Annotated in this window: 21 protein-coding genes; 11 read left to right on the top strand and 10 right to left on the bottom strand. The window is 63.8% G+C overall.

Annotated elements, in window-relative coordinates:
• Window positions 1–255: 255 nt before the first annotated feature.
• Window positions 256–1,389 (top strand): ornithine/lysine decarboxylase, encoded by a 1,134-nt coding sequence (gene odc2, locus CK220_RS09710; protein WP_095811316.1) that lies wholly within the window; start codon window positions 256–258, stop codon window positions 1,387–1,389.
• A gap of 196 nt (window positions 1,390–1,585) precedes the next feature.
• Complete coding sequence (locus CK220_RS09715) at window positions 1,586–2,080, top strand: N-acetyltransferase (RefSeq protein ID WP_245429085.1); 495 nt, start codon at window positions 1,586–1,588, stop codon at window positions 2,078–2,080.
• An 86-nt stretch (window positions 2,081–2,166) separates the two neighbouring features.
• Here the strand turns inward: CK220_RS09715 and CK220_RS09720 are convergent, their stop codons facing one another.
• From CK220_RS09720 to CK220_RS09735, 4 genes are all read right to left on the bottom strand, one after another.
• A complete protein-coding gene (locus CK220_RS09720; RefSeq protein ID WP_095811482.1) occupies window positions 2,167–2,451 on the bottom strand; it encodes an SCP2 sterol-binding domain-containing protein in 285 nt (94 codons plus the stop codon).
• A 202-nt stretch (window positions 2,452–2,653) separates the two neighbouring features.
• A complete protein-coding gene (locus tag CK220_RS09725; RefSeq protein ID WP_095811318.1) occupies window positions 2,654–3,178 on the bottom strand; it encodes a hypothetical protein in 525 nt (174 codons plus the stop codon).
• 31 nt (window positions 3,179–3,209) lie between these two features.
• On the bottom strand, window positions 3,210–3,632 hold the full coding sequence (locus CK220_RS09730; RefSeq protein WP_095811319.1) for a hypothetical protein: 423 nt from the start codon (window positions 3,630–3,632) through the stop codon (window positions 3,210–3,212).
• Window positions 3,633–3,640: 8 nt separating this feature from the next.
• Window positions 3,641–4,210, bottom strand: coding sequence for a rod-binding protein (locus tag CK220_RS09735; RefSeq protein ID WP_245429069.1), 570 nt, complete (start codon window positions 4,208–4,210; stop codon window positions 3,641–3,643).
• A 456-nt stretch (window positions 4,211–4,666) separates the two neighbouring features.
• Here CK220_RS09735 and CK220_RS09740 point away from each other — a divergent pair, with 456 nt between their 5' ends.
• On the top strand, window positions 4,667–5,254 hold the full coding sequence (locus CK220_RS09740; RefSeq protein WP_095811483.1) for a transglutaminase-like cysteine peptidase: 588 nt from the start codon (window positions 4,667–4,669) through the stop codon (window positions 5,252–5,254).
• Window positions 5,255–5,369: 115 nt separating this feature from the next.
• Here CK220_RS09740 and CK220_RS09745 read toward each other — a convergent pair whose 3' ends face one another.
• From CK220_RS09745 to flhA, 3 genes are read right to left on the bottom strand one after another with little or no spacing between them, the layout of a single operon-like run.
• The gene (locus CK220_RS09745) at window positions 5,370–5,753 is read right to left on the bottom strand and encodes a hypothetical protein (protein WP_095811321.1); all 384 of its coding nucleotides are present in this window, start codon (window positions 5,751–5,753) and stop codon (window positions 5,370–5,372) included.
• A 4-nt stretch (window positions 5,754–5,757) separates the two neighbouring features.
• Window positions 5,758–6,510: a flagellar biosynthetic protein FliR gene (gene fliR, locus CK220_RS09750; protein WP_095811322.1), complete on the bottom strand. Its 753-nt coding sequence runs from the start codon at window positions 6,508–6,510 to the stop codon at window positions 5,758–5,760.
• Window positions 6,507–8,594, bottom strand: coding sequence for a flagellar biosynthesis protein FlhA (flhA, locus tag CK220_RS09755; RefSeq protein ID WP_095811323.1), 2,088 nt, complete (start codon window positions 8,592–8,594; stop codon window positions 6,507–6,509). The genes fliR and flhA overlap by 4 nt, the downstream gene beginning before the upstream one ends.
• Before the next feature lie 122 nt (window positions 8,595–8,716).
• Here flhA and CK220_RS09760 point away from each other — a divergent pair, with 122 nt between their 5' ends.
• Window positions 8,717–9,016, top strand: a complete 300-nt coding sequence (locus CK220_RS09760) for a putative quinol monooxygenase (RefSeq protein ID WP_095811324.1) — start codon at window positions 8,717–8,719, stop codon at window positions 9,014–9,016.
• On the opposite strand, the gene CK220_RS09765 is transcribed toward CK220_RS09760, so the two are convergent.
• Entirely contained in the window at window positions 9,013–9,483 is a 471-nt protein-coding gene (locus tag CK220_RS09765) for a MarR family transcriptional regulator (protein ID WP_095811325.1), read from the bottom strand. The genes CK220_RS09760 and CK220_RS09765 overlap by 4 nt on opposite strands.
• A 62-nt stretch (window positions 9,484–9,545) precedes the next feature.
• Between CK220_RS09765 and CK220_RS09770 the strand changes: the two genes are divergently transcribed.
• Together CK220_RS09770 and CK220_RS09775 are read left to right on the top strand one after the other, a co-directional pair.
• Entirely contained in the window at window positions 9,546–10,274 is a 729-nt protein-coding gene (locus CK220_RS09770; RefSeq protein WP_095811326.1) for an NAD(P)-dependent oxidoreductase, read from the top strand.
• Between the two features lie 211 nt (window positions 10,275–10,485).
• Window positions 10,486–12,267, top strand: a complete 1,782-nt coding sequence (locus CK220_RS09775) for a chloride channel protein (RefSeq protein WP_095811327.1) — start codon at window positions 10,486–10,488, stop codon at window positions 12,265–12,267.
• An 8-nt stretch (window positions 12,268–12,275) separates the two neighbouring features.
• Here CK220_RS09775 and CK220_RS09780 read toward each other — a convergent pair whose 3' ends face one another.
• Window positions 12,276–14,300 (bottom strand): bifunctional diguanylate cyclase/phosphodiesterase, encoded by a 2,025-nt coding sequence (locus tag CK220_RS09780; protein ID WP_095811328.1) that lies wholly within the window; start codon window positions 14,298–14,300, stop codon window positions 12,276–12,278.
• 17 nt (window positions 14,301–14,317) lie between these two features.
• The gene (locus tag CK220_RS09785; protein WP_176479039.1) at window positions 14,318–14,818 is read right to left on the bottom strand and encodes a molybdopterin-dependent oxidoreductase; all 501 of its coding nucleotides are present in this window, start codon (window positions 14,816–14,818) and stop codon (window positions 14,318–14,320) included.
• A gap of 227 nt (window positions 14,819–15,045) precedes the next feature.
• Here CK220_RS09785 and CK220_RS09790 point away from each other — a divergent pair, with 227 nt between their 5' ends.
• From CK220_RS09790 to CK220_RS09810, 5 genes are read left to right on the top strand one after another with little or no spacing between them, the layout of a single operon-like run.
• Window positions 15,046–15,711 (top strand): XRE family transcriptional regulator, encoded by a 666-nt coding sequence (locus CK220_RS09790; RefSeq protein WP_095811484.1) that lies wholly within the window; start codon window positions 15,046–15,048, stop codon window positions 15,709–15,711.
• A 38-nt stretch (window positions 15,712–15,749) separates the two neighbouring features.
• Window positions 15,750–16,826, top strand: a complete 1,077-nt coding sequence (locus CK220_RS09795; RefSeq protein WP_095811330.1) for an extracellular solute-binding protein — start codon at window positions 15,750–15,752, stop codon at window positions 16,824–16,826.
• Between the two features lie 19 nt (window positions 16,827–16,845).
• A complete protein-coding gene (locus tag CK220_RS09800; RefSeq protein WP_095811331.1) occupies window positions 16,846–17,715 on the top strand; it encodes an ABC transporter permease in 870 nt (289 codons plus the stop codon).
• On the top strand, window positions 17,715–18,512 hold the full coding sequence (locus tag CK220_RS09805; RefSeq protein ID WP_095811332.1) for an ABC transporter permease: 798 nt from the start codon (window positions 17,715–17,717) through the stop codon (window positions 18,510–18,512). Before CK220_RS09800 ends, CK220_RS09805 begins: the two co-directional genes overlap by 1 nt.
• Window positions 18,509–19,618: an ABC transporter ATP-binding protein gene (locus CK220_RS09810; protein WP_095811333.1), complete on the top strand. Its 1,110-nt coding sequence runs from the start codon at window positions 18,509–18,511 to the stop codon at window positions 19,616–19,618. Before CK220_RS09805 ends, CK220_RS09810 begins: the two co-directional genes overlap by 4 nt.
• Window positions 19,619–19,648 lie beyond the last annotated feature (30 nt).

Here is a 19,648-nt window from a genome sequence, read left to right on the forward strand (position 1 = left end):
GGTTACTGAAGAGGCACACCTTCATTGCCGGCAGTGCGGACGGGTCCTCCCATCCAAGCCAAGGCAGACAAAGCGAACCGAGGCCGGGCAAGGCCAGGTTCACCGCCGCGAGACGGCGTTCCGTGGTTCCGGGGTCTCCACCGGCTGGTTCCATGGATTTTCCGTCCCGCCTTTGTCCACCGCGAGTTCGCGAGGCTGAGCGCCCGCGTCCCGCAGCCTTTGTGCGCGCCGAAAGGCGCAGATGGAGAGACCTCGATGGCCACCCAGCGCATTCTTGACTTTCTCGCCACCCGACGTCCGAATGGCCCCTGCCTCGTCGTCGACCTCGATGTCGTGCGCGACAATTTCCGCGCCTTCGAGAAGGCGTTGCCCGATTCCAAGATCTACTATGCGGTGAAAGCAAACCCGGCGCCGGAGATCCTGCGCCTGCTTGCTGCGATGGGCTCGTCCTTCGACACCGCATCGGTTGCCGAGGTCGAGATGGCGATGGATGCCGGCGCGCCGGCGGATCGCATTTCCTTCGGCAACACCATCAAGAAGGAGCGCGACATTGCGCGCGCCTACCAGCTCGGCATCCGCCTCTACGCGGTGGATTGCGTCGAGGAGGTCGAGAAGATCGCCCGCGCCGCCCCGGGCTCGCGCGTGTTCTGCCGCGTGCTGACCGACGGCGAGGGTGCCGAATGGCCGCTGTCGCGCAAGTTCGGCTGCGTGCCGGCGATGGCCGTCGACGTGCTGCGTCATGCCAAGAGCCTCGGCCTCGACGCCTATGGCGTGTCGTTCCATGTCGGCTCGCAGCAGACCGATCTCTCGGCCTGGGACCGTGCGCTGGGCGACGCCAAGAAGGTGTTCGCCACGCTCGCCGAGGAAGGCATCGTCTTGAAGATGGTCAACATGGGCGGCGGTTTCCCGACCCGTTACCTGAAGGACGTGCCGGCGGCGCAGGCCTATGGCCAGGCGATCTTCTCGGCGCTGCGCAGGCATTTCGGCAACGCGCTGCCCGAAACGATCATCGAGCCGGGCCGCGGCATGGTCGGCAATGCCGGCGTCATCAAGTCGGAAGTCGTGCTGATCTCGAAGAAGGCCGACAATGACAATGTGCGCTGGGTGTTCCTCGACATCGGCAAGTTCGGCGGTCTCGCCGAGACCATGGACGAGGCGATCCGCTATCCGATCGTGACGCCGCGCGACGGCTCGGAGACCGCGCCCTGCGTCCTCGCCGGCCCGACCTGCGATTCGGCCGATGTGCTCTACGAGAAGGCGCCTTATCCCCTGCCTCTGTCGCTCACCATCGGCGATGAGGTGCTGATCGAAGGTACCGGCGCCTATACGACCACCTATTCGTCGGTCGCCTTCAACGGCTTCGAGCCGCTCCGATCCTACGTGATCTGAAGGCGCCAGCCTTCAGATCAACCGGCGTGGGCGAGATCGCCCGCCCGGGCTCGCTTGTGGAACAGATCTCCGCTCGTGAAGGATCGCGGAAATGGACTTTGCAGATTTCATCATTGAGGGCGCCGCGCGCCGGGTCTCCCCCTCCAGGGGGGAGATTGCGCCGGCCTTCGTCATCGTTGCCGAAGGCGTCGGCGATATGCAGGCGCGCGAAGCGCTGCTCGACCGCGCAATGGGGCCGAAACGCCGGAAGAAGTCGTCCGAGAAACTGCGGCGTGGCCGCCGGCCGTCGGAAGGCCTGGCCTTTGTCGCGCTCGGCGCGTCGGGCGCGGTCGTCGGCACGGTTCGGCTGTGGGACGTGACGCTGGGCGAGGGCGGTCCGGCAGCGCTCCTGCTCGGACCGCTGGCAGTGGAGCCAGGCCTCAAGAGCGGCGGCATCGGCTCGGCGCTGATGTGGCACGCGATCGGCGAGGCCGCGCGGCTCGGCCACGGCGCGATCCTGCTGGTCGGCGATGCGCCCTATTACGGGCGGTTCGGTTTTTCGGCCGACCGCACCGGCTCGCTCGCCATGCCTGGGCCCTATGAGCGGCACCGCCTGCTGGCGCTCGAACTGAAGGACGGCTCGCTCGACGGGGCCGCGGGCACGATCAAGGCCGCCGGCCGCAAGGTCAAGGCCTTGGACTTCGTGGCCTGAACGCGGCGGAGAGGGCGCAGTCGCGGCGTCGCGCGTTTCAAAGAAGCGCGGCGCCGCATCGCGTGGTAATTGCCTCTCGACGCCAATCAGCCGAGCAACTGGCTGAGCGCCATGGCGACCGTCATGTCGCCCTCGACCTTCAGCTTGCCGGCCATGAAGGCCATGGTCGGGTTGAGGTCGCCGGCGATCAGCGAATCGAGATCGTCGAGCGACAGCTTGATCGTGCAGTCGGTCGGGGCATCGGCGGTCGAGACGGTCGCGCCGTCGATAACGATAACACCGTCGCTGCCGGTGTCGAACTTGACAGAATGCTCGAAGCCGGCGCTTGCCACGCGCGACCTGATCTGGTCGGCAATCTCCTGAACGCCCATGGCGGTTCTCCTCGTTTGGTTGCGTTTGACGCGCACCGGCCTTGGCCGCTGGGCGAGGCGCCGTGTCGCGCAGCAGCGCGGCGACAGCCACCGGCGCATATAGCTTCGGGTTGACGTTTACGTCAACGCGGCGGCCATGCGGCATGTCGCATCACCAGACGAGCATGTGAACCCGTAGCGCGCCAAGTCGATCCAGAGCCGATCAATGCTCCGGCTGGAATGGCTTGGTCATCGCGTGCGCGGTCTCGCCGGCAGTCTTGCGGCGGCGGATGGCGTTGTCGCGGATTTCGTCCTTGGACAGGAAGTTGACCTGGTCGATCAGCACGTCGTGCACCAGCTCGACGCCGACGCGGGCGTTGACGGTATCGCGGATCGCCTTGCGGAAAGCATCGAGATCGATCGTCTCTTTCTTGGTGAAATCGATCTGCGGATTGGAATAGAGGTAGGAATAGACCTGATCGGTGATGATCGCCGGCGCCGGGATCGACAGTTTCTTTATCTGATCCGGTTCCACCGTGTACACGAGCTTGGTCAGGAAGTAGCCGTCGATCTTGGCATCGCGGATGAGCGGCACCGAAATGATGTCGGTCTTGACGTAGTCGAGACCGCCCAGCATCGGCTTCGGAGGCTCACCGACGCCGCGCTCGCCAGCCGCCTGGAAGGAATAAAACACCGCGCCGAGCGTTACGGCGCAGATCCAAAGCGCTGCGGCGAGGAACTTGATCACCGGATCCTACCTTGCTCCGTAGTCATCTCAGTCAAGCCCGGGCGTATCCGAATTCGCCTGCCGAGTAGGTGCCGTCGGCATCGGCGCGCTGGATGGCGTTCTTCAACAGCGTGGCGACCTCGTTGACGGCAGTGAGATGAGCAAGGATAGCCGCCTCGTTCTTTGCCAGCTTCTGGCGCAGCCGCGCCAGTCCCTCGCGATGCTGCTCAAGGAACTCGATCTCATTGGCGCCCTTGAGCGCGCGGGTCAGTTCGTAGAGATAGCGGCTTTTGCGGGCATTCGAGGCCTTGAGGTCGTAGCTGGTGCCGCTGCGGATACCCGCCGTCTCCTCATCTACCGCCTCCTCGATGCGGCCAATGATGGCGGCGAGGTTGCCGGGCCGTGCAGATGCGATCGGTGCTTCCGCGGCGGTGGTCCGTGCAGGCAGGTTGGAAATGTCCGTTCGGTCGGCCATGTAGGTCCCTAGATCTTGATGTCCGTTTTTATGGTTGTGTCGTCACCGGTCATCGACCGGGCGGCCTTACGTTCGAGCTCGTCGACCAGGGAAGTCGAAAGCCTGGTCTGCTGGTCGATCTCGGCCTTCTCCGGTCCGCCCCCAACGGGCCCGACCGGCACCTTGTGTTTGCCGTCCAGATAATGGTCCGCAAGCATCGATCTCGCGATGCCGATGCCACCATGCGCGGCCATGACATCGGCTACCTTTTCGGCAAGCTGCGATTTCCACATGTCGCCGGCCAGACCCTTGCCGTAAACGCCTTCGGTGTCCTTGGGCATCATGTTCTGGATGAAAGTGGTCAGCACCATCGCCTCGAAGCGTTGGAACTTTTTAGCTGGATTTGCCGCCTCGGCCTTGTCGGCAGCGGCGCGCGAGAGCACCGAGCCGGCATCGACCGAGGCAGTCTGGTCGATCGAGAAGGTCCCCCCGGCGGCGCCGGCCCGCCTCGCGAGTGCTGCGCGCGCGGCCTCGACATCGGCCGGCTCCGCCGCGCGGGCGACGTCCATCACGATGTCGCTGGGAGGTGAAATCGCCAAGAAAGCACTGCCTTTTGCCGGGTTTTGTCCGTTGCACAATGACGCAACAAGCTTGTGGCAGGCTTGCGGGGACAGTGAGGTGAAGGTGCAGTCCGCTCCCAAGCGGCGGGCGCGCCCGCCGCCTGGGAGTCACGTCGTCGACTTTGATGGCCGACTTTGCCGTCAATGGCCCCAGATCCCCTGGCCATAGCCCGCAGCGGGCACGTGGTATTTGCATCGAAAGCAGATCGGAGCCGGGTGAGCGCAGCTGAAGCCAAGCCCTCGGCGGTTCGGTCCGCGCGCTCCTCCTCAGGAGGTACGCGATCGGTTCCGTAGCTTCGCGCAAGCTCAAATCCTATTTTAGTAGGTATTAATATGTTAACGGCGTTGCCCTGCCGCCGGCGCAATTCGGGGTTTGAAAACGACTGATTAACCCCGCCCCCTCATGCTCGTGACCACGCATTGGAGACGTTGATCGTGAAGAGCCATGTTGCGCTGATCGCATTTCTGCTGTCGGTTGCCAGCCCATTTGCCGCTCAGGCCGGAACGGCAATGCAAACCAAAGGCAAGGCGTTCGCACCGCCTGCCTTCTATTCGTTCTGCAGCCGCCAACCCAGCCTCTGCAGCACGGCCGGCGGAACAAAGGTCGTCGCCCTGCGGCCTCAGCTCAGCGCGCAATTGAACGAGGTCAACCGTTCGGTCAATTCACGCATTGCCGAGCTCAGCGATCGAGCCGTCGTCGGCAAGGCCGACGATTGGCGCGTGCCGACCGTGTCCGGCGATTGCGAGGATATCGCGATCCTGAAGAAACTTGAACTGATGAAGCGCGGTTGGCCGGCATCGGCGCTGCTGTTGACCGTGGCAAGCCATCACGGCGAGGGACACACTGTGCTGACGGTGCGCACCAACGAGGGCGACCTGGTGCTCGACAACCTCACCAGCGCGGTCCGTGATTGGTCCAACACTCCCTACAACTATTTCGCCCGGCAGGCGCAGGGGAATGGCAGGCGCTGGGAGCGGATCGGAGCCGCCAAGTCGATCGGCACGACGGCGACCGGCACCTGACAGCCTTCGCCGCGCGGCGGATCCACCGCTCTATCTCCTTGTTTGACGCAAGTGCGGACGGAAGGCTACGGCAAAGTCGCCAAGCCCAACCGTTTCACGCTTGTCCTGCATTGCCCTAGTCATGTCCCCGCTTTTGGGCAATGATGTCCAGCCGCTCGCGGTCGGAGCGTTCGCGCTCGTCGCGGCGGCGAACGTCCTCGTAAGCGCGCTCGACCATGTTGGTGCGCGCGGTCGCGGCGGCGATCAGCGCCGCTTCCTCCCGGGCGTTCTCAAGATTCTGTTTTTGTCGGCCGAGCGCGTTCGCGATGCGGCGATGATAAAGCTCCGGGAACAGGCCGGCCAGCGAGCTGCCGGCATCGAAATGCCCGATGAGGTCCTTCGCTTCCGATTCGGCGGTCGCGGCCGCGGAGAGGAAGCCGGCGTGACGGGTTTCGTGCAGCGCCTTCAATTGCTCCTGCACCTTGACCAGCTTCTTCAGTCTGTCCTTGCGCGAGGTCATCGGGCTACCTCGCAAGCGTCAGGTCGACAAAGCCGTCGACGAACAACGACAGCAAGGTGCCGATGGCAAAGTAGAAGATGATCAGCCCGCCGGCGATGACGAAGGGCAACGAGATGAAATAGACCGGTATCTGCGGCGTCAGTTTGTTGACGAAGCCGATCGTCAAATTGACCAGAATGGCGTAGGCCACGAAGGGACTGCCGAGCCGGATGACCAGGAAGAAGGCGTCCGACACCGTGTCGGTGACGTCGACGAGCGCCGCCTGCGGGTTGAAGAACACGTTGACCGGAGCAACCGTGTAGGAGGCGACCAGCGCGCGCACGATCTCGTGGTCGAAGTCGAAGACGAAAAGCAGGAGCAGCGCCGAGAACGAGATGATGGCGGCGAGCGCCGCCTGCGGCTCCGGCTCCTCGATCGCCGGGCCGCCTGAGCCGCCATAGCCGATCATCATGGCGATGGCCGAGCCCATGAAACGCAGCGCTTCCATATAGAGCCTGGTCATGGCGCCGATCAGCCCGCCGACCAGAAGCTCGGAAACGATCATCGGCGCCAGCACCTGCGGACGCGGGTCGACATAGGGATAGATGCGGTCCCAGAGGAAGGCGAGCAGGCCGCCGGTGGCGGCGATCGACACGAACAGCCGGACCTGGAGAGGCACGCGGGCGCTCGACAGGCCGGGCATCAGCATGAAACAGGCGCCGATGCGGCAGAAGGCGAGGAAGGCGGCGATGACGACGCCTTGCGAGAGCGCGTTCACGAGATCGTTCCGAGCACCTTGATCTCGACGCCCTTGGCGATCTCGACGTGGCTGAGCACCGGCAGCGTGGTGAAGAGCCGCTCGATGATCATGCGCACATAAGGCCGCGCGTCCGGCGCGGTGACCAGCACGAAGCGTTCGCCGGCTTCGAGATGCTTGCGGATCGCCTTGGTGGCGTCCTGGCCGAATTCCTCGAGCTGGCGCGGATCGATGTCGAACTCGCGCACCTCGCCCTTGGCGTCGCGCTTGAGGCTCTGGTGGAAAGCGAGGTCCCAGCGGTTGCCGAGGCGCAGCACCTTGAGCATGCCGCCCTCGGAGAGATCGCCGCAGATCTGCTGCGCCATGCGGATGCGGACATGCTCGACGATCTGCTCGGTGCGGCGCACATGCGGCGCGATCTCGGCGATGGCCTCGATAATCAGGTGCAGGTTGCGGATCGAGACGCGCTCGGCAAGCAGCAGCTTCAGCACGGCCTGCAGGCCGGGATAGGAGATGTGCGAGGTGCAGATCTCGTCGGCGAGCTTGCGGTACTCGGGATCGAGGCGCTCGAGCAGCGCTTTCATGTCCTTGTAGGACAGAAGCTGCGGCAGGTTGTTGCGGATGACCTCGGAGAGGTGGGTGAGCAGCACCGACATGTTGTCGGCAAAGGTGTAGTTCTCGCGCTTGAGATCTTCGGCGAAGGTTTCCAGCACGGAATAGGCGCGCATGCCGAATGCGGGCTCGCGGATCTCCTCACCGGGGATATCGGGCACGCCGCGGGTGCCGAGCAGCACCATGATTTCGCCGACGCGCATCTGGTATTCGGCAACGACGGTGCCGTGGACCTTGATTTGATAGCTCTTCGGCGGGATGGCGAAGTCGTCGGCGACGCGTACCTCCGGCACCACGAACCCATATTGCTGGGCGAATTTCTTGCGCATCTTCGACATGCGGAACACCAGTTCCTGATGCGCGACCAGCAGCCTGGTCGAGAGCTGCTTGCCGATCAGCAGCTCGATCTCGGCGGTGGCAAGCGAGGCCTTGACCGAATTCTTCTCCTCCTCGGCCTTGTCGGCCTTCTCCTTGTTCTTCTGCGCTTCGGCCGCGGCCAGCGCGCGGTTGTGGCGCAGCGGGATGACGTAGCCGAGGCCGGCCATGGCGCCGGCAAGGGAGAAGAACGGGAATAGCGGCAGACCGGGCATAAGGCCGAGGATGACGAGCAGCGAGGCCGCGACGTAGAGCGCGCGGGGATGCGCGCCGAGCTGGCCGAACACAGCCTGGTTGGCGGAGCCCCGCGTGCCGCCCTTGGAGACGAGCATGCCGGCGGCGAGCGAGACGATGAGCGCCGGAATCTGGGTGACGAGGCCGTCGCCTACCGACAGCTTGATGAAGACGTCGGCAGCTTGGCCGAGGCCCATGCCGTGGCGCAGATAGCCGATGGCGATGCCGCCGACGATGTTGATGGCGGTGATGATGAGGCCGGCGATCGCGTCGCCGCGCACGAATTTCGAGGCGCCGTCCATCGAGCCGAAGAAGGAGGATTCCTCTTCTAACTCGCGGCGGCGAAGCTGCGCGGTCTTCTCGTCGATCATTCCGGCGGAAAGGTCGGCGTCGATCGACATCTGCTTGCCGGGGATGGCGTCGAGGGTGAAGCGCGCACCGACTTCGGCGATGCGGGTGGCGCCCTTGGTGATGACGATGAAGTTCACCACGATCAGGATCATGAAGACAATGAGGCCGATGACGAAGTCGCTCGACATCACCAGCTTCGAGAAGCCCGAGATGACGTAACCGGCGGCATGCGTGCCCTCATTGCCGCGCGACAGGATCATGCGCGTGGTGGCGATGTTGAGCGAGAGCCTGAGCATCGTGGCGATGAGCAGCACTGTCGGGAAGGAGGAGAAATCCAGCGGCCGCTGGATCCATAGCGCCACCATCAGGATCAGCACAGAGAGCGCGATCGAGAACGCAAGGCCGATATCGATGAGAAAGGCCGGGATCGGCAGGAACAGCACCGCCAGGATGACGACGATGCCGAGCGCGAAGAAAACGTCGCGGCCGTTCTTGGCCGCCAAGCCGGACGGGATTGTTTCGCTGATCGCCATATCGTCCTCGAATCCAGATTTGCCCAGCGCAAAGGCAGGCCCCTGACCGTAACCGGTCAAGCTTGCGCGAAGGTGGGAGAGGGACTACGGGACTTCAGCCGGCTGGCGAAAGGAAAAGGCGCATGATCCTCATCATCGGCACGATTCGACTGCCAGCCGACAAGCTCGAGCAGGCAAAGCCAGCGATGGAACGCATGATTTCAGCGAGTCGCGCCGAAGCCGGCTGCCTCGAATATTCCTATGCGCAGGATGTTCTCGATCCCGGCCTGATCCATGTTTCGGAAGCCTGGCGGGATCGCGCGGCGCTCGACGCGCATTTCAAGTCAACGCATATAGCCGAATGGCGCGCGAACTGGGCGGAGCTCGGCATCGGGGATCGGAAGCTGACGCTCTATGAAGCGGGCGAGGGTATTGCAACCTAGCCGACCGCGTCCGCCGTCGCGACGGCGACGAGCCAACGCCGGACGGCGCGCTCTTCGTTGGCCGAAAGTCCGGCGGTCAGCTCGCGTTCAAGCCGCTGCACCCGCTGGCGACATTTCTTCAGCAAGGCGCGGCCGCTGTCGCTGAGGTCGAGGTGCTGGATGCGCCCATGCACCGCATGCGGCTTGCGGACCAGGGAACCGGCCCTTTCCAGATTGCCGACGATCACGCTCACCGTCTGCGGCGTCAGCACCGCGAGCCGGGCGAGGTCGGCATTGGAGATGCCTGGATAGGCCGACAGCATGGTCAGCGTCGCGAATTGCGGCTGCGTCACGCCGAACTCATCCAGCGCCCGCTCCACCCGCAGCCTGTAAGCGCCGGCGGCCTGTCGCAGCAGGTAGCCGAGGTAGCCTTCCTCGCCGCGCTTGCCTTTGCCGGGGGCCGGAATTTCCGGTTTCTGCTTGCGCATGATGTAAGAGCTCTTATATGTTGTTCGAACTCTGATATTATCGCAAGGTGGAATGGAAGACGATGGGCCATCGTATCTTTCTTGCCGGTGGTTCCGGCGCGATCGGCCGCCGCCTGATCCCGCAACTGGTCGGTGCCGGCCATCGGGTAGCAGCGACAACGCGTCGGGCCGAGAAGGCCGAGGAGCTCCGCGCGATCGGCGCCAGCCCGGTGGTGATCGATGTATTCGATGCCGGCCGCCTGCTTGCGGCGGTCGCCGCGGTGAAACCAGAGGTCGTGATCCATCAGCTTACCGACCTGCCGGCCGGACTCGATCCCAACAAGATGGGCGAGGCGATCATCGGAAACGCGCTCGTCCGCGGCGAGGGGACCCACAATTTGGTCGAGGCCGCGAAATCGGCCGGCGTCTACCGCCTGATCGCGCAAAGCATCGCCTGGGCCTATGCGCCCGGACCCGAGCCGCACGCCGAAACCGATCCGCTCGACAGCGGCGCCGAAGGCGGCCGCGGCATCAGCGTCGGCGGCGTGATCGCGCTCGAACGGCAGGTTCTCGAAGGCTCGAGCATGACAGGCATCGTGCTGCGCTATGGGCATCTCTATGGCCCCGGCACCGGAGCTGAGATCGCGGCCGATCCGGCCGTGCATGTCGATGCCGCCGCTTATGCGGCGCTGCTTGCCCTCGAGCGCGGCGCGCCAGGCGCCTTCAACATCGCCGAGCCTAACAGCCATGTCGCGACCGACAAGGCCGGCAGCGAACTCGGCTGGCGGCCCGACTTCCGCCTGGCCGTGTGAGGCAGACGAAGGAACGATTGCGGGCGGCTGACCATCTTCGATCAGTGACATTTTCCCATTCTCGCAGCGAGGGTAGCCGGCCCAACCGTCGCTAATCGAACGCAACGCCAAAATGGCGCCACAAGCGGTCGCCATTGCGGTTGCCACTCCATGCCGTCGCGCGTATCAGGCGCGGCAGCATCCATCCTCCGCATACCGGCGAGCCGCTCCGTTGCCTGCCAGAAACGAACCGCAAGTCTACGCCCGCCGGCTTCGGGCGGTGCTGATCAATTCCATCCCCGTGCTCGAGGCGCGCGGCATCGTCATCGTGCTGATGGCGGGGATGGTCGGCATGATCGCGGGCGCCCTGGTCACCGGCATGAGCGCGCTGGTGCAGGCCATGCACTTCCTGCTCTTTGACGTGCAGCCGGGCGGGCGGCTTTCGGCGATGTTTTCGCTGGCCAGTCCGGCGCAGGCGATGTTTCCGGCGATCGGGGGACTGCTGCTCGGCCTTTCGGTGATCTGGCTGAGAAGGCGGAAGTTCAGAACGCCTGTCGACCCGATCGAAGCCAACGCGCTCTACGGTGGGCGCATGTCGCTCACCGATACGTTCATTATCGTCGGCCAGACCATGATCTCCACCGGCTTCGGCGCCTCGGTCGGTCTGGAAGCCGGCTATACGCAGGTTGGTTCCGGCATCGCCTCGCGGCTGGCGCGCGCCTTCCGGCTGCGCCGCAATGACGTGCGCATCCTGGTCGGCTGCGGCGCCGCCGGCGCGATCGCTGCCGCTTTCGACGCGCCGTTGACAGGTGCCTTCTACGGCTTCGAATTGGTCATCGGCATCTACTCGGTGGCCAATGTGGCGCCGGTCATGACGGCGGCGATCGCTGCCTCGCTGACGGCTGAGATGTTCGGCGGTGTGCCGTTTCCGCTGGAACTTTCCGGCCTGCCGACGCTGACCGCCAGCCAGTATGTGCCGTTCCTGCTGCTGGGACTGCTCGGCGGGTCGGCGTCCATCGCAATCATGCATCTGGTAAGCCTTATCGAGCGCGTCTTTGTGCGGCTGGCGATCGACGCTTCCGTCAGACCTTTCATCGGCGGCATCGTTGTCGGGCTGCTCGGGCTGGTCACGCCGCAGGTGCTGTCCAGCGGACACGGCGCACTCCACCGCGAGTTCGCCATGAACTACGCGCTTCCCGTGGTGGCCGGCGTTTTCGTGCTGAAGCTTGCTGCCTCGGCAATCTCGCTCGGCTCCGGTTTCCGCGGCGGTCTGTTCTTCGCCTCGCTGTTCCTGGGGGCGCTCCTCGGCAAGGTCTTTGCCGGCGTCATGGCGATGGCCGCGCCCTCAACCGCGCTCGATCCGGCGGTCGCCGCCGTCGTCGGCATGACCTCGCTTGCCGTCGGTGTGGTCGGCGGTCCACTGACCATGACTTTTCTCGCGCTGGAATCGACGCGGGACCTGACGCTCACCGGCGTGGTGCTGGCAGCGTCGATCATGTCGGCCATCCTGGTCCGCGAGACCTTCGGCTACTCCTTCTCGACCTGGCGCTTCCATCTGCGCGGCGAGACGATCCGCAGCGCCCACGATGTCGGCTGGATGCGCAGCCTCAATGTCGGGTCGATGATGCGCAAGGACGTCCGCACCATCGACGCCTCGACCACCTTGGCCGAGTTCCGCAAGGCGATCCCGCTCGGCTCGGCGCAGCGCGTCATCGCCGTCGAAGGGGACCGGCATTACGCCGGCGTGCTGCTCGTGGCCGAACTGCACAGCGACCTCTCGGACGGCGAGACTCCGGTGCAGACGCTCGCGCAGTTCAAGGATGCGGTTCTGGTGCCGTCGATGAACGTCCAGTCGGCCGCCGAGACCTTTCAGCGTGCAGGCGCTGAAGAGCTGGCGGTCGTTGAGGATTTCGACGACCGCATAGTGCTTGGCCTGCTCACTGAAAGCCATCTGATGCGGCGTTACGCCGAGGAGCTGGACAAGGCGCGGCGGGATCTTTCCGGCGAGGCCTGAGCCCTGATTTAATCGGCGGTCTTCCGGTCCTGCTTGGCGACTTTCCGCAGCATGGGTGGGCCTAAGCGAAGAGACTCGGCCCGAACTTTTCCATCTATTTTGGCGCCACCCTGCCTTGCGACGAGATAGTTGGTCATCAACCTTGCCTCGACAGGCTCCGACATAAAGAACCCTTGTGCGCCGTGACAGTGTTCGTGGATCAGGAAGTCGAGTTGAGCTTCGTTCTCCACCCCTTCCGCGACGACGGTCAGACTTAGCGAATTGGCCAGCGCGATGATGCCTCGGACCACGTTCTGTTTCTTCGTGGAGGAAGCCAGATCGCTGAGGAACGAGCGATCGATTTTCAATTGGTTCAGGTCGAAATCGGCAAGGTATCCGAAGCTCGCATAACCTGACCCAAAATCGTCGAGTGCCAGGCTCACTCCGAGGCTTCTAATCTTGCCGATACTCTCCAGGGCATTGCGGCTGTTCTGGATGAATATCCCTTCAGTGATCTCCAACTGCAGACGCGATGGCAGCAACCCCGTTTGCCGCAGCGTCTCGGTGAGATGCGTCAGATAGGCATCGGTCTGGAGGCTTCTTCCGGAGACGTTGACCGAGCAGATGAACTCCTCGGTGGAAATAGGCATCCATCGGGCGGCTTGCTCGCAAGCCTTGCCCAGAACCATCTTGTCGAGTTCCAGTATCAGCTCACTTCGTTCCGCGATCGGAATGAACGATGCCGGCGCACGAACCGCTCCCGAGACCGGGTCGTGCCAGCGGATCAGCGCCTCGGCCCCGATCATGCGGCCGGTCGCCAGCTCGAACTGGGATTGCCAGACCAGGAAGAACTCGTCGCAATTGAGGGCCCGCTTGATGGCCGCTTCTTCACCGAGCTGCATGTCGATCTGACTGAGGATCGCGGGCGAAAATGTCACGAAACCGGACCGCCCTTCAGCCTTCGCCGTATAGAGAGCATTATCGGCATTGTGCAGCAACGTGGAAATGTCGGAACCGTGCTGAGGGAAACATGCCATGCCGATGCTGGCGCCAATGCGCACCTGATGGCCCGCCAACTCTGCGAACCTGTTCAGCCGTTCGCGCAGACGTTGCCCCAAATCGTCATGATCGTTGCGATCGGCAATAGCCATGATGGCGAATTCGTCTCCGCCCAATCGCACGGCGGCAACGTCGCCGGGCCGCTCCACCGACTGAAGGACCTCCGCAACCGCCTTCAGCAGCAGATCTCCGACGTGATGGCCGAAGGTGTCGTTCACGCTCTTGAAATGGTCGAGATCGATCAGGAGCAGCTGAAGCTGCTTGCCGGTCTCCCTCGCCCGGTCCAGCATGGCGTCCCTGTTGGCTGCCATCCAGGCACGATTCTTCAGTCCGGTGGTCGCGTCGCGCCAGGCGAGAAATTCCAGCTTCTTTATCGTTTCCCGGCGCCCGATGAACAGAACCGCCGTCCCGATTGCCAGCAGCGACAGGATCGTCAGAGCAAAGGCTATCTGATAGTTGAACCGATTCAGGCTAACTTCCGACGCATAGAGATCGGCGTTAACGTCCTCGCCGTATTTGTAGTACTCGTCGTTCATCCGGCCGACGATCTGCTCGAGTTCCAGACCCAGTTCCTTCAAGCGCTCCCGATCGAACGGGAGCCCCGCCGCGATTACGGCGTCGAGCCGCGCTACCGCGTCGTTCACGCGCGGCACGATGCCTGCATAAGCGGGAATTGCGCTGATCGTTGCGCTGCCGTCGATCCGCTTGAAGCGGATGTAAACCAGGTCGTTTGCAGCGGACAGATGATCAAGGCTCGCCTGAGAGTTGGGCGCGACCTCGGCGAGCGAGATCATATCCCTCAGGTGGGTCACGTCGCGTATGGCGATATGGAATTCGCGGATGGCGAAGAACCCGAACCGGGGCAGCGAAGACTCGATCCTGCTGATACTGACAAACAGCATGACGATGAGAATGGCGGAACCGATCGCCGCCAGCCCTATGGCACTGCCGTAGGTAAGCGGAATTCGCCAGCCTCTCAGTCGAGATCCCACCATGGAGGCCTACCAGCCGATCAGTTGTCGGACTCGATCGTCTTGATCAGCCAAATCCATCGTGGTTTGCGGATCGGCGTGTCGAAGGCGGGGTAGTCCTTGAGAGGATAGACCAAGCGGGTCGGACCTTGTGTTCGTCGAGTGAGCAACTCCCCGTCCTGGCGCGTCGCGAGAAGCAGAGGGCCTTCCGTCCAATCTTCGTGCGGAATGACCTGCACGTAATCGTCCGCGGCCCTTAGAGTGACGGAATCCCTATCTGCCAATCCCACGGACCTGAGCACGTCTCGGAACAGCACGCCTTCAAACGTCAGTTGCCCTTGCTCGAAAGGACTTGTGGTGATGACCTTGTGGAGGCCGAGCTTTTCCAGCTGCCGCAGTGTGACCGGGATCTGCTTGCCGTCCTTCTGAACGGTGAAAGCTACGGAGTCCGGCGGCTCCGGATAGCTGGCCGGTTCCAACGCCCGTGCTGTCAGGGTGCCGATCCCCAGAACAGCCAGCATCAGCAGGCTGCGCACAAGCATCAACGGTCCTTTTCTTAGCAAGGATGACATATCGCAATCCCTTCCCGCTCAGCAGACCGACAATGGTCCTTGCTGTACGACATCTTGCCGGCCGACATTCGATACTGCCGTTGAATGCTTAATTTTTTGGTTGGCTCCGTTTCCAGTCATGGAACCGCGGAAATGGCATCAGCCTATTGCCAGCTGTACAGTGGTACTGTACAAGGTGTTAAGTGGAGGAAAACGGGATGCCCGAGGCTTCGGAGGACGGCAAGGCTCCGGCGGCGAACGGTGCCGGCTCGGCGGCAGCTCATGCGCAGCAGGTGCTGGGCATGCGGCTCAAGGCCCTGCGCCTCGCTCGCCGCCTGTCATTGCGCGACCTCGCGGAAGCGACCGGGACCAGCGCCAGCTTCATCAGCCAGCTTGAACGCGGGCTGACCGGCGCCAGTACTGCCTCGCTCAACCAGATGGCTTCGGCGCTCGGCGTGAGCGTCGCGATGCTGTTCGCGGAAAGCGCGACACAGAGCCACGGCGTGCTCCGGCGCAGCGAACGGCCAAGTCTTCCGCCCAGCGACGGATGCCGTAAGATGCTGCTCTCGCGCCCGCCGTTGAGCGACATGGAGGTCTATGTCGGCGAGTTCGATATCGGCGGCTCGACCGGCTCCGCGCTTTACACGCATGGCGACGCGCAGGAGATGCTGATCGTCCTTCGCGGTGTCGTCGAGGTCTCTCTCGGCGACGCCCGCCACGTCCTCGACGAGGGCGACAGCATCGAATACGCGACATCGACACCACATCGCAGCGAGAACATCGGCAGCGGCCGGGCCGAGGTGATGTGGATCATCGCACCGCCGACCTCGGCACGCGCCGAACTCGATCAATACAAGCCCTGGAAACCGCTCGCGGCCAGGTAGTCCGATTAAACGCGGGCCTCAATGGGAGAGTTAGAGTTATGTTGAAGTCGAAACTTGCAGGTCTTGGCGCCGTGCTGGCGCTCGGAATGCTGACAACCACCGCCTTCGCACAGGAAAAGCCTGTCGCGGGCGAGGTGAAGGAAGGCTCGCTCAAGGGCAAGACCCTCACCTTCGTCTCCTACGGCGGCATCTATCAGGACGGCCAGGTGGCGGCGCTGAAGGAGTTCGTCGACAAGTCCGGCGTCAAGCTGCTCAATGACGGCCCGACCGAGATCGCCAAGCTGCAGGCCCAGGTCGAATCCGGCAACGTCACCTGGGACGTGGTCGATACCGGCGATCTGCCGCCTTATGTCCATTGCGGAAAGCTGTTCCAGAAGCTCGATCTCTCGAAGCTCGACGTCTCGAAGATACCCGAAGGACAGGTCGGCGAGTGCTCGGTTCCGGCGATGAACTACGGCGTCGTGCTGATGTACAACAAGGAGAAGTACAAGGATAACCCGCCCAAGAACTGGGCCGACTTCTTCGACGCCGAAAAGTTCCCGGGTGTGCGCGCCCTGGACGGATCCGGCGATCCGACCGGTGGCCTGCTCGAACAGGCCTTCAAGGTGGCGGGCGGCGATCCGAAGGCGATGACTGCTGCCGATATCGACAAGGCCCTCGACGTGATTCGCAAGCTCGGCCCGGACACGATCTACTGGAAGACGGGCGCTGAATCGCAGCAGCTCGCCGAGTCCGGCGAAGCCGACATGCTGATGATGTGGACCGGCCGCGCCATGACGGCGGTCAAGAACGGTGCAAAGTATGCGCCGGCCTGGCAGGACTGGCTGGTGGTGATGGACCAGATGACGATCCCCGTCGGCGTCAAGGATACGGATGCCGCCTATGCGCTGCTGAATGCCTATCTCGGCAAGGAGTCGCAGGAGATCCTGGCGCAGCAGACCTCATACACGCCGATCAACAACGATGCGAAGCCGAAGGTTGACGACTCCGTCGCAGCTTTCCTGACCAACACGCCCGAGCGCCAGAAGCAAGGCTACAAGCAGAACATCAAGTTCTGGGTCGAGAACTTCCCGGTGGCGCAGGAGAAGTGGTCCGCGCTGATGGCCGGCAACTGAGCTGACGGAGGCAAGGCCCGTGAGCGCGTTCGAACCGACGATCCAGACTGCCGAAAAGCGGGCAGTATGGGCCTGGCGGCCGTTCGCGCTCACGCTGCCGGCACTGGTTCTGCTCGCGGCTGTGATCGGCTATCCGCTGCTCACCATCGTGCTGCGCAGCCTGTCGGAGCCGGCGTGGGGCGTGCAGAACTATGCCTGGTTCTTCGGCGCGCCCGTCAATCTCGCGGTGCTCCAGCGCACCTTCAGCATCTCTGCATGGGTGACGCTGGTCTGCGTCGTTTGCGCTTACCCCTACGCATATCTGATGACCGCCGTCGGACCGCGCATGCGCCTCATCCTGGTGCTTTGCGTTCTCATCCCCTTCTGGGTGAGCGGCGTGGTACGCACTCTCTCCTGGGTGATCCTGCTGCAGGATTCCGGCGTCATCAACTCTTTGCTGCGCTCGGCCGGCTTTGCCGGCATCCGATTGATCCGCACCCAGACGGGCGTGGTGATCGGCATGGCGCAGGTGCTTTTGCCCTTCATGATCCTGCCGCTCTATTCGGTGATGAAAGGCATCGACCTGAGGTTGGTGCAGGCGGCGCGAAGCCTTGGCGCCCGGCCGTCACGCGCCTTCCTCACAGTCTACCTGCCGCTGTCGCTGCCGGGCGTCTACGCCGGCGCGATCATCGTCTTCATCCTGGCGCTGGGCTTCTACATCACGCCGGCGCTGCTCGGCGGGCCGCGCTCGACGATGCTGTCGACACTGGTGCAGACCCAGGTGCTCAGCCTGCTGCAATGGGGACGCGGCGGCGCGATGGGCGTGGTGCTGCTGGTCACGACCTTCCTGTTGCTTGCGCTTGCAGCGCCGGTGATGCGGTCGCGGCACCGGGAAGCGGGGCGGCGCTGATGGAAATGAAGCCGCTCACCCGTATCGTTCTCGGCCTCGTCTGCCTGCTGGTGGCGATATGGCTGGTGGCGCCGACGCTGGTCGTCGTGCCGATGTCCTTCAACGGCAACAAGTCACTCTCCTTCCCGCCGCAAGGCTTCTCCTGGCAGTGGTACGAGAATTTCGTCACCAATCCGGAATGGTCGACCAGCTTCCTCAATTCCCTGAAGGTCGCCTCGATCGTTGCGGTGCTGGCGACGGTGCTCGGCACGTTGGCCGCCTTCGGGCTCGACCGTATGAAGGCGCGGCCTGCCAATTTGCTGCGGATGCTGATGCTGACGCCGATGGTTGTGCCGGGCGTGGTTCTGGCCATCGGCATCTATGCCGTCTATCTCGATGCGCAACTCGTCGGCACGCTGCCCGGCTTCGTGCTCGCCCACACCATCCTGGCGCTGCCCTTCGTGCTGATCGCTGTGTCGGCCAATCTGGAAGTATTCGACAGGCGCCTGGAGACAGCTGCGGCGAGCCTCGGCGCCGGCGCGCTCACCACGTTCCGGACGGTGACGCTGCCGCTGATCCTGCCCGGCATCCTGTCGGGACTGCTCTTCGCCTTCGCGACGTCATTTGACGAGATCATTGTCTCGCTGTTCATCACCAACCCCTATCTCAAAACGCTGCCGGTGCAGATCTTCTCCTCGATCACGCGCGACGCGGACCCAACGGTCGCCGCCGTCGGCACTATCCTTTTGTGCGCCACCACGATCCTGATCGGCGGCGGCATGCTTCTTCTTGGCCGCGAGCGGAAGGGACGCTTATGAACCCAAGACCGGACAATCGCGGCGCGGCGATCGACCTCGAATCCGTCACCAAGGCCTATGGCGCGTTCAAGGCGCTGGACGGGGTGTCGCTCAGGATCGAGCCCGGCGAGTTCATGACGCTGCTTGGGCCGAGCGGCTCCGGCAAGACGACGACGCTCAACGTGATCGCCGGTTTCACGGATGTGTCGAGCGGCAAGCTGCTGGTCGGAGGACAAAGCGTCGTCGGCGTGCCGGCGCACAAACGCAACATCGGCGTCGTCTTCCAGCACTACGCGTTGTTCCCGCATATGACCGTCGGGCGCAACGTCGCCTATCCGCTGACGCTGCGCGGCGTTGGGCAGGACGATCGGAAGAGGCGCGTGGCCAAGGCGCTCGACATGGTCAAGATGGGCGACTTCGCGCATCGCTATCCGAGCGAATTGTCAGGCGGTCAGCAGCAGCGCGTGGCGCTGGCGCGGGCCATCGTCTTCGACCCGCCGCTGCTCCTCATGGACGAGCCGCTCGGCGCGCTCGACAAGAAGCTGCGCGAATGGCTGCAGCTCGAGATCAAGCGCATCCATCGCGAACTCGGCACCACCTTCGTCTATGTCACGCACGACCAGGAGGAGGCGCTGGTGCTATCGGACCGCATCGCCGTGTTCAACCGCGGCCGTATCGAGCAGGTCGGCACCGGACGGCAGCTCTATGACGAGCCGGCGACGCTGTTCGTCGGCCGCTTCATCGGCGACTCCACCGTGCTGCGAGGCGAAACCAGAAGTGACGGCACCGGCACTGCGCTGAATATTGCCGGCGAGACGGTCGCCGCGCCGCGCCGGCTTGCCGGAGAAGCCAGCCCGGTGATCCTGCTGCGGCCCGAGAAACTTGCCATTCGCCGGCCGGGGCAAGCCGACGGCAAGAACCGCCTGTCGGGGACGATCGCCGAGGCGATCTATCTTGGCTCGGGATCGAAATACGAAGTGAAGCTCGGCGACGGCTCGACCGCAATCGTGCGGTCGCCGCTGACGGGCGAGAATTTCGGCCTCGGCGAGAAGGTCGAGCTCTGCTTCGACGGCGCCGACGCCAAGCTTCTGGCCGACGACAGCACGGCCGACACGACGCTCACCTGAACCCTCTCCCCGGCCTCCTGGAAGTCATCC

The organism is Mesorhizobium sp. WSM3860 (assembly GCF_002294995.1).
In the GTDB taxonomy this organism is placed as follows: Bacteria; Pseudomonadota; Alphaproteobacteria; order Rhizobiales; family Rhizobiaceae; genus Mesorhizobium.

What these genes read in the sequence shown, in the direction of transcription:
- odc2 (WP_095811316.1), top strand. Translation starts at nt 256, where the DNA reads ATGGCCACCCAGCGCATTCTTGACTTTCTCGCCACCCGACGTCCGAAT.
- CK220_RS09715 (WP_245429085.1), top strand. Translation starts at nt 1,586, where the DNA reads ATGCAGGCGCGCGAAGCGCTGCTCGACCGCGCAATGGGGCCGAAACGC.
- CK220_RS09720 (WP_095811482.1), bottom strand. Translation starts at nt 2,451, where the DNA reads ATGGGCGTTCAGGAGATTGCCGACCAGATCAGGTCGCGCGTGGCAAGC.
- CK220_RS09730 (WP_095811319.1), bottom strand. Translation starts at nt 3,632, where the DNA reads ATGGCCGACCGAACGGACATTTCCAACCTGCCTGCACGGACCACCGCC.
- CK220_RS09745 (WP_095811321.1), bottom strand. Translation starts at nt 5,753, where the DNA reads ATGACCTCGCGCAAGGACAGACTGAAGAAGCTGGTCAAGGTGCAGGAG.
- flhA (WP_095811323.1), bottom strand. Translation starts at nt 8,594, where the DNA reads ATGGCGATCAGCGAAACAATCCCGTCCGGCTTGGCGGCCAAGAACGGC.
- CK220_RS09760 (WP_095811324.1), top strand. Translation starts at nt 8,717, where the DNA reads ATGATCCTCATCATCGGCACGATTCGACTGCCAGCCGACAAGCTCGAG.
- CK220_RS09765 (WP_095811325.1), bottom strand. Translation starts at nt 9,483, where the DNA reads ATGCGCAAGCAGAAACCGGAAATTCCGGCCCCCGGCAAAGGCAAGCGC.
- CK220_RS09770 (WP_095811326.1), top strand. Translation starts at nt 9,546, where the DNA reads ATGGGCCATCGTATCTTTCTTGCCGGTGGTTCCGGCGCGATCGGCCGC.
- CK220_RS09780 (WP_095811328.1), bottom strand. Translation starts at nt 14,300, where the DNA reads ATGGTGGGATCTCGACTGAGAGGCTGGCGAATTCCGCTTACCTACGGC.
- CK220_RS09785 (WP_176479039.1), bottom strand. Translation starts at nt 14,818, where the DNA reads ATGCTTGTGCGCAGCCTGCTGATGCTGGCTGTTCTGGGGATCGGCACC.
- CK220_RS09790 (WP_095811484.1), top strand. Translation starts at nt 15,046, where the DNA reads ATGCCCGAGGCTTCGGAGGACGGCAAGGCTCCGGCGGCGAACGGTGCC.
- CK220_RS09795 (WP_095811330.1), top strand. Translation starts at nt 15,750, where the DNA reads ATGTTGAAGTCGAAACTTGCAGGTCTTGGCGCCGTGCTGGCGCTCGGA.
- CK220_RS09805 (WP_095811332.1), top strand. Translation starts at nt 17,715, where the DNA reads ATGGAAATGAAGCCGCTCACCCGTATCGTTCTCGGCCTCGTCTGCCTG.
- CK220_RS09810 (WP_095811333.1), top strand. Translation starts at nt 18,509, where the DNA reads ATGAACCCAAGACCGGACAATCGCGGCGCGGCGATCGACCTCGAATCC.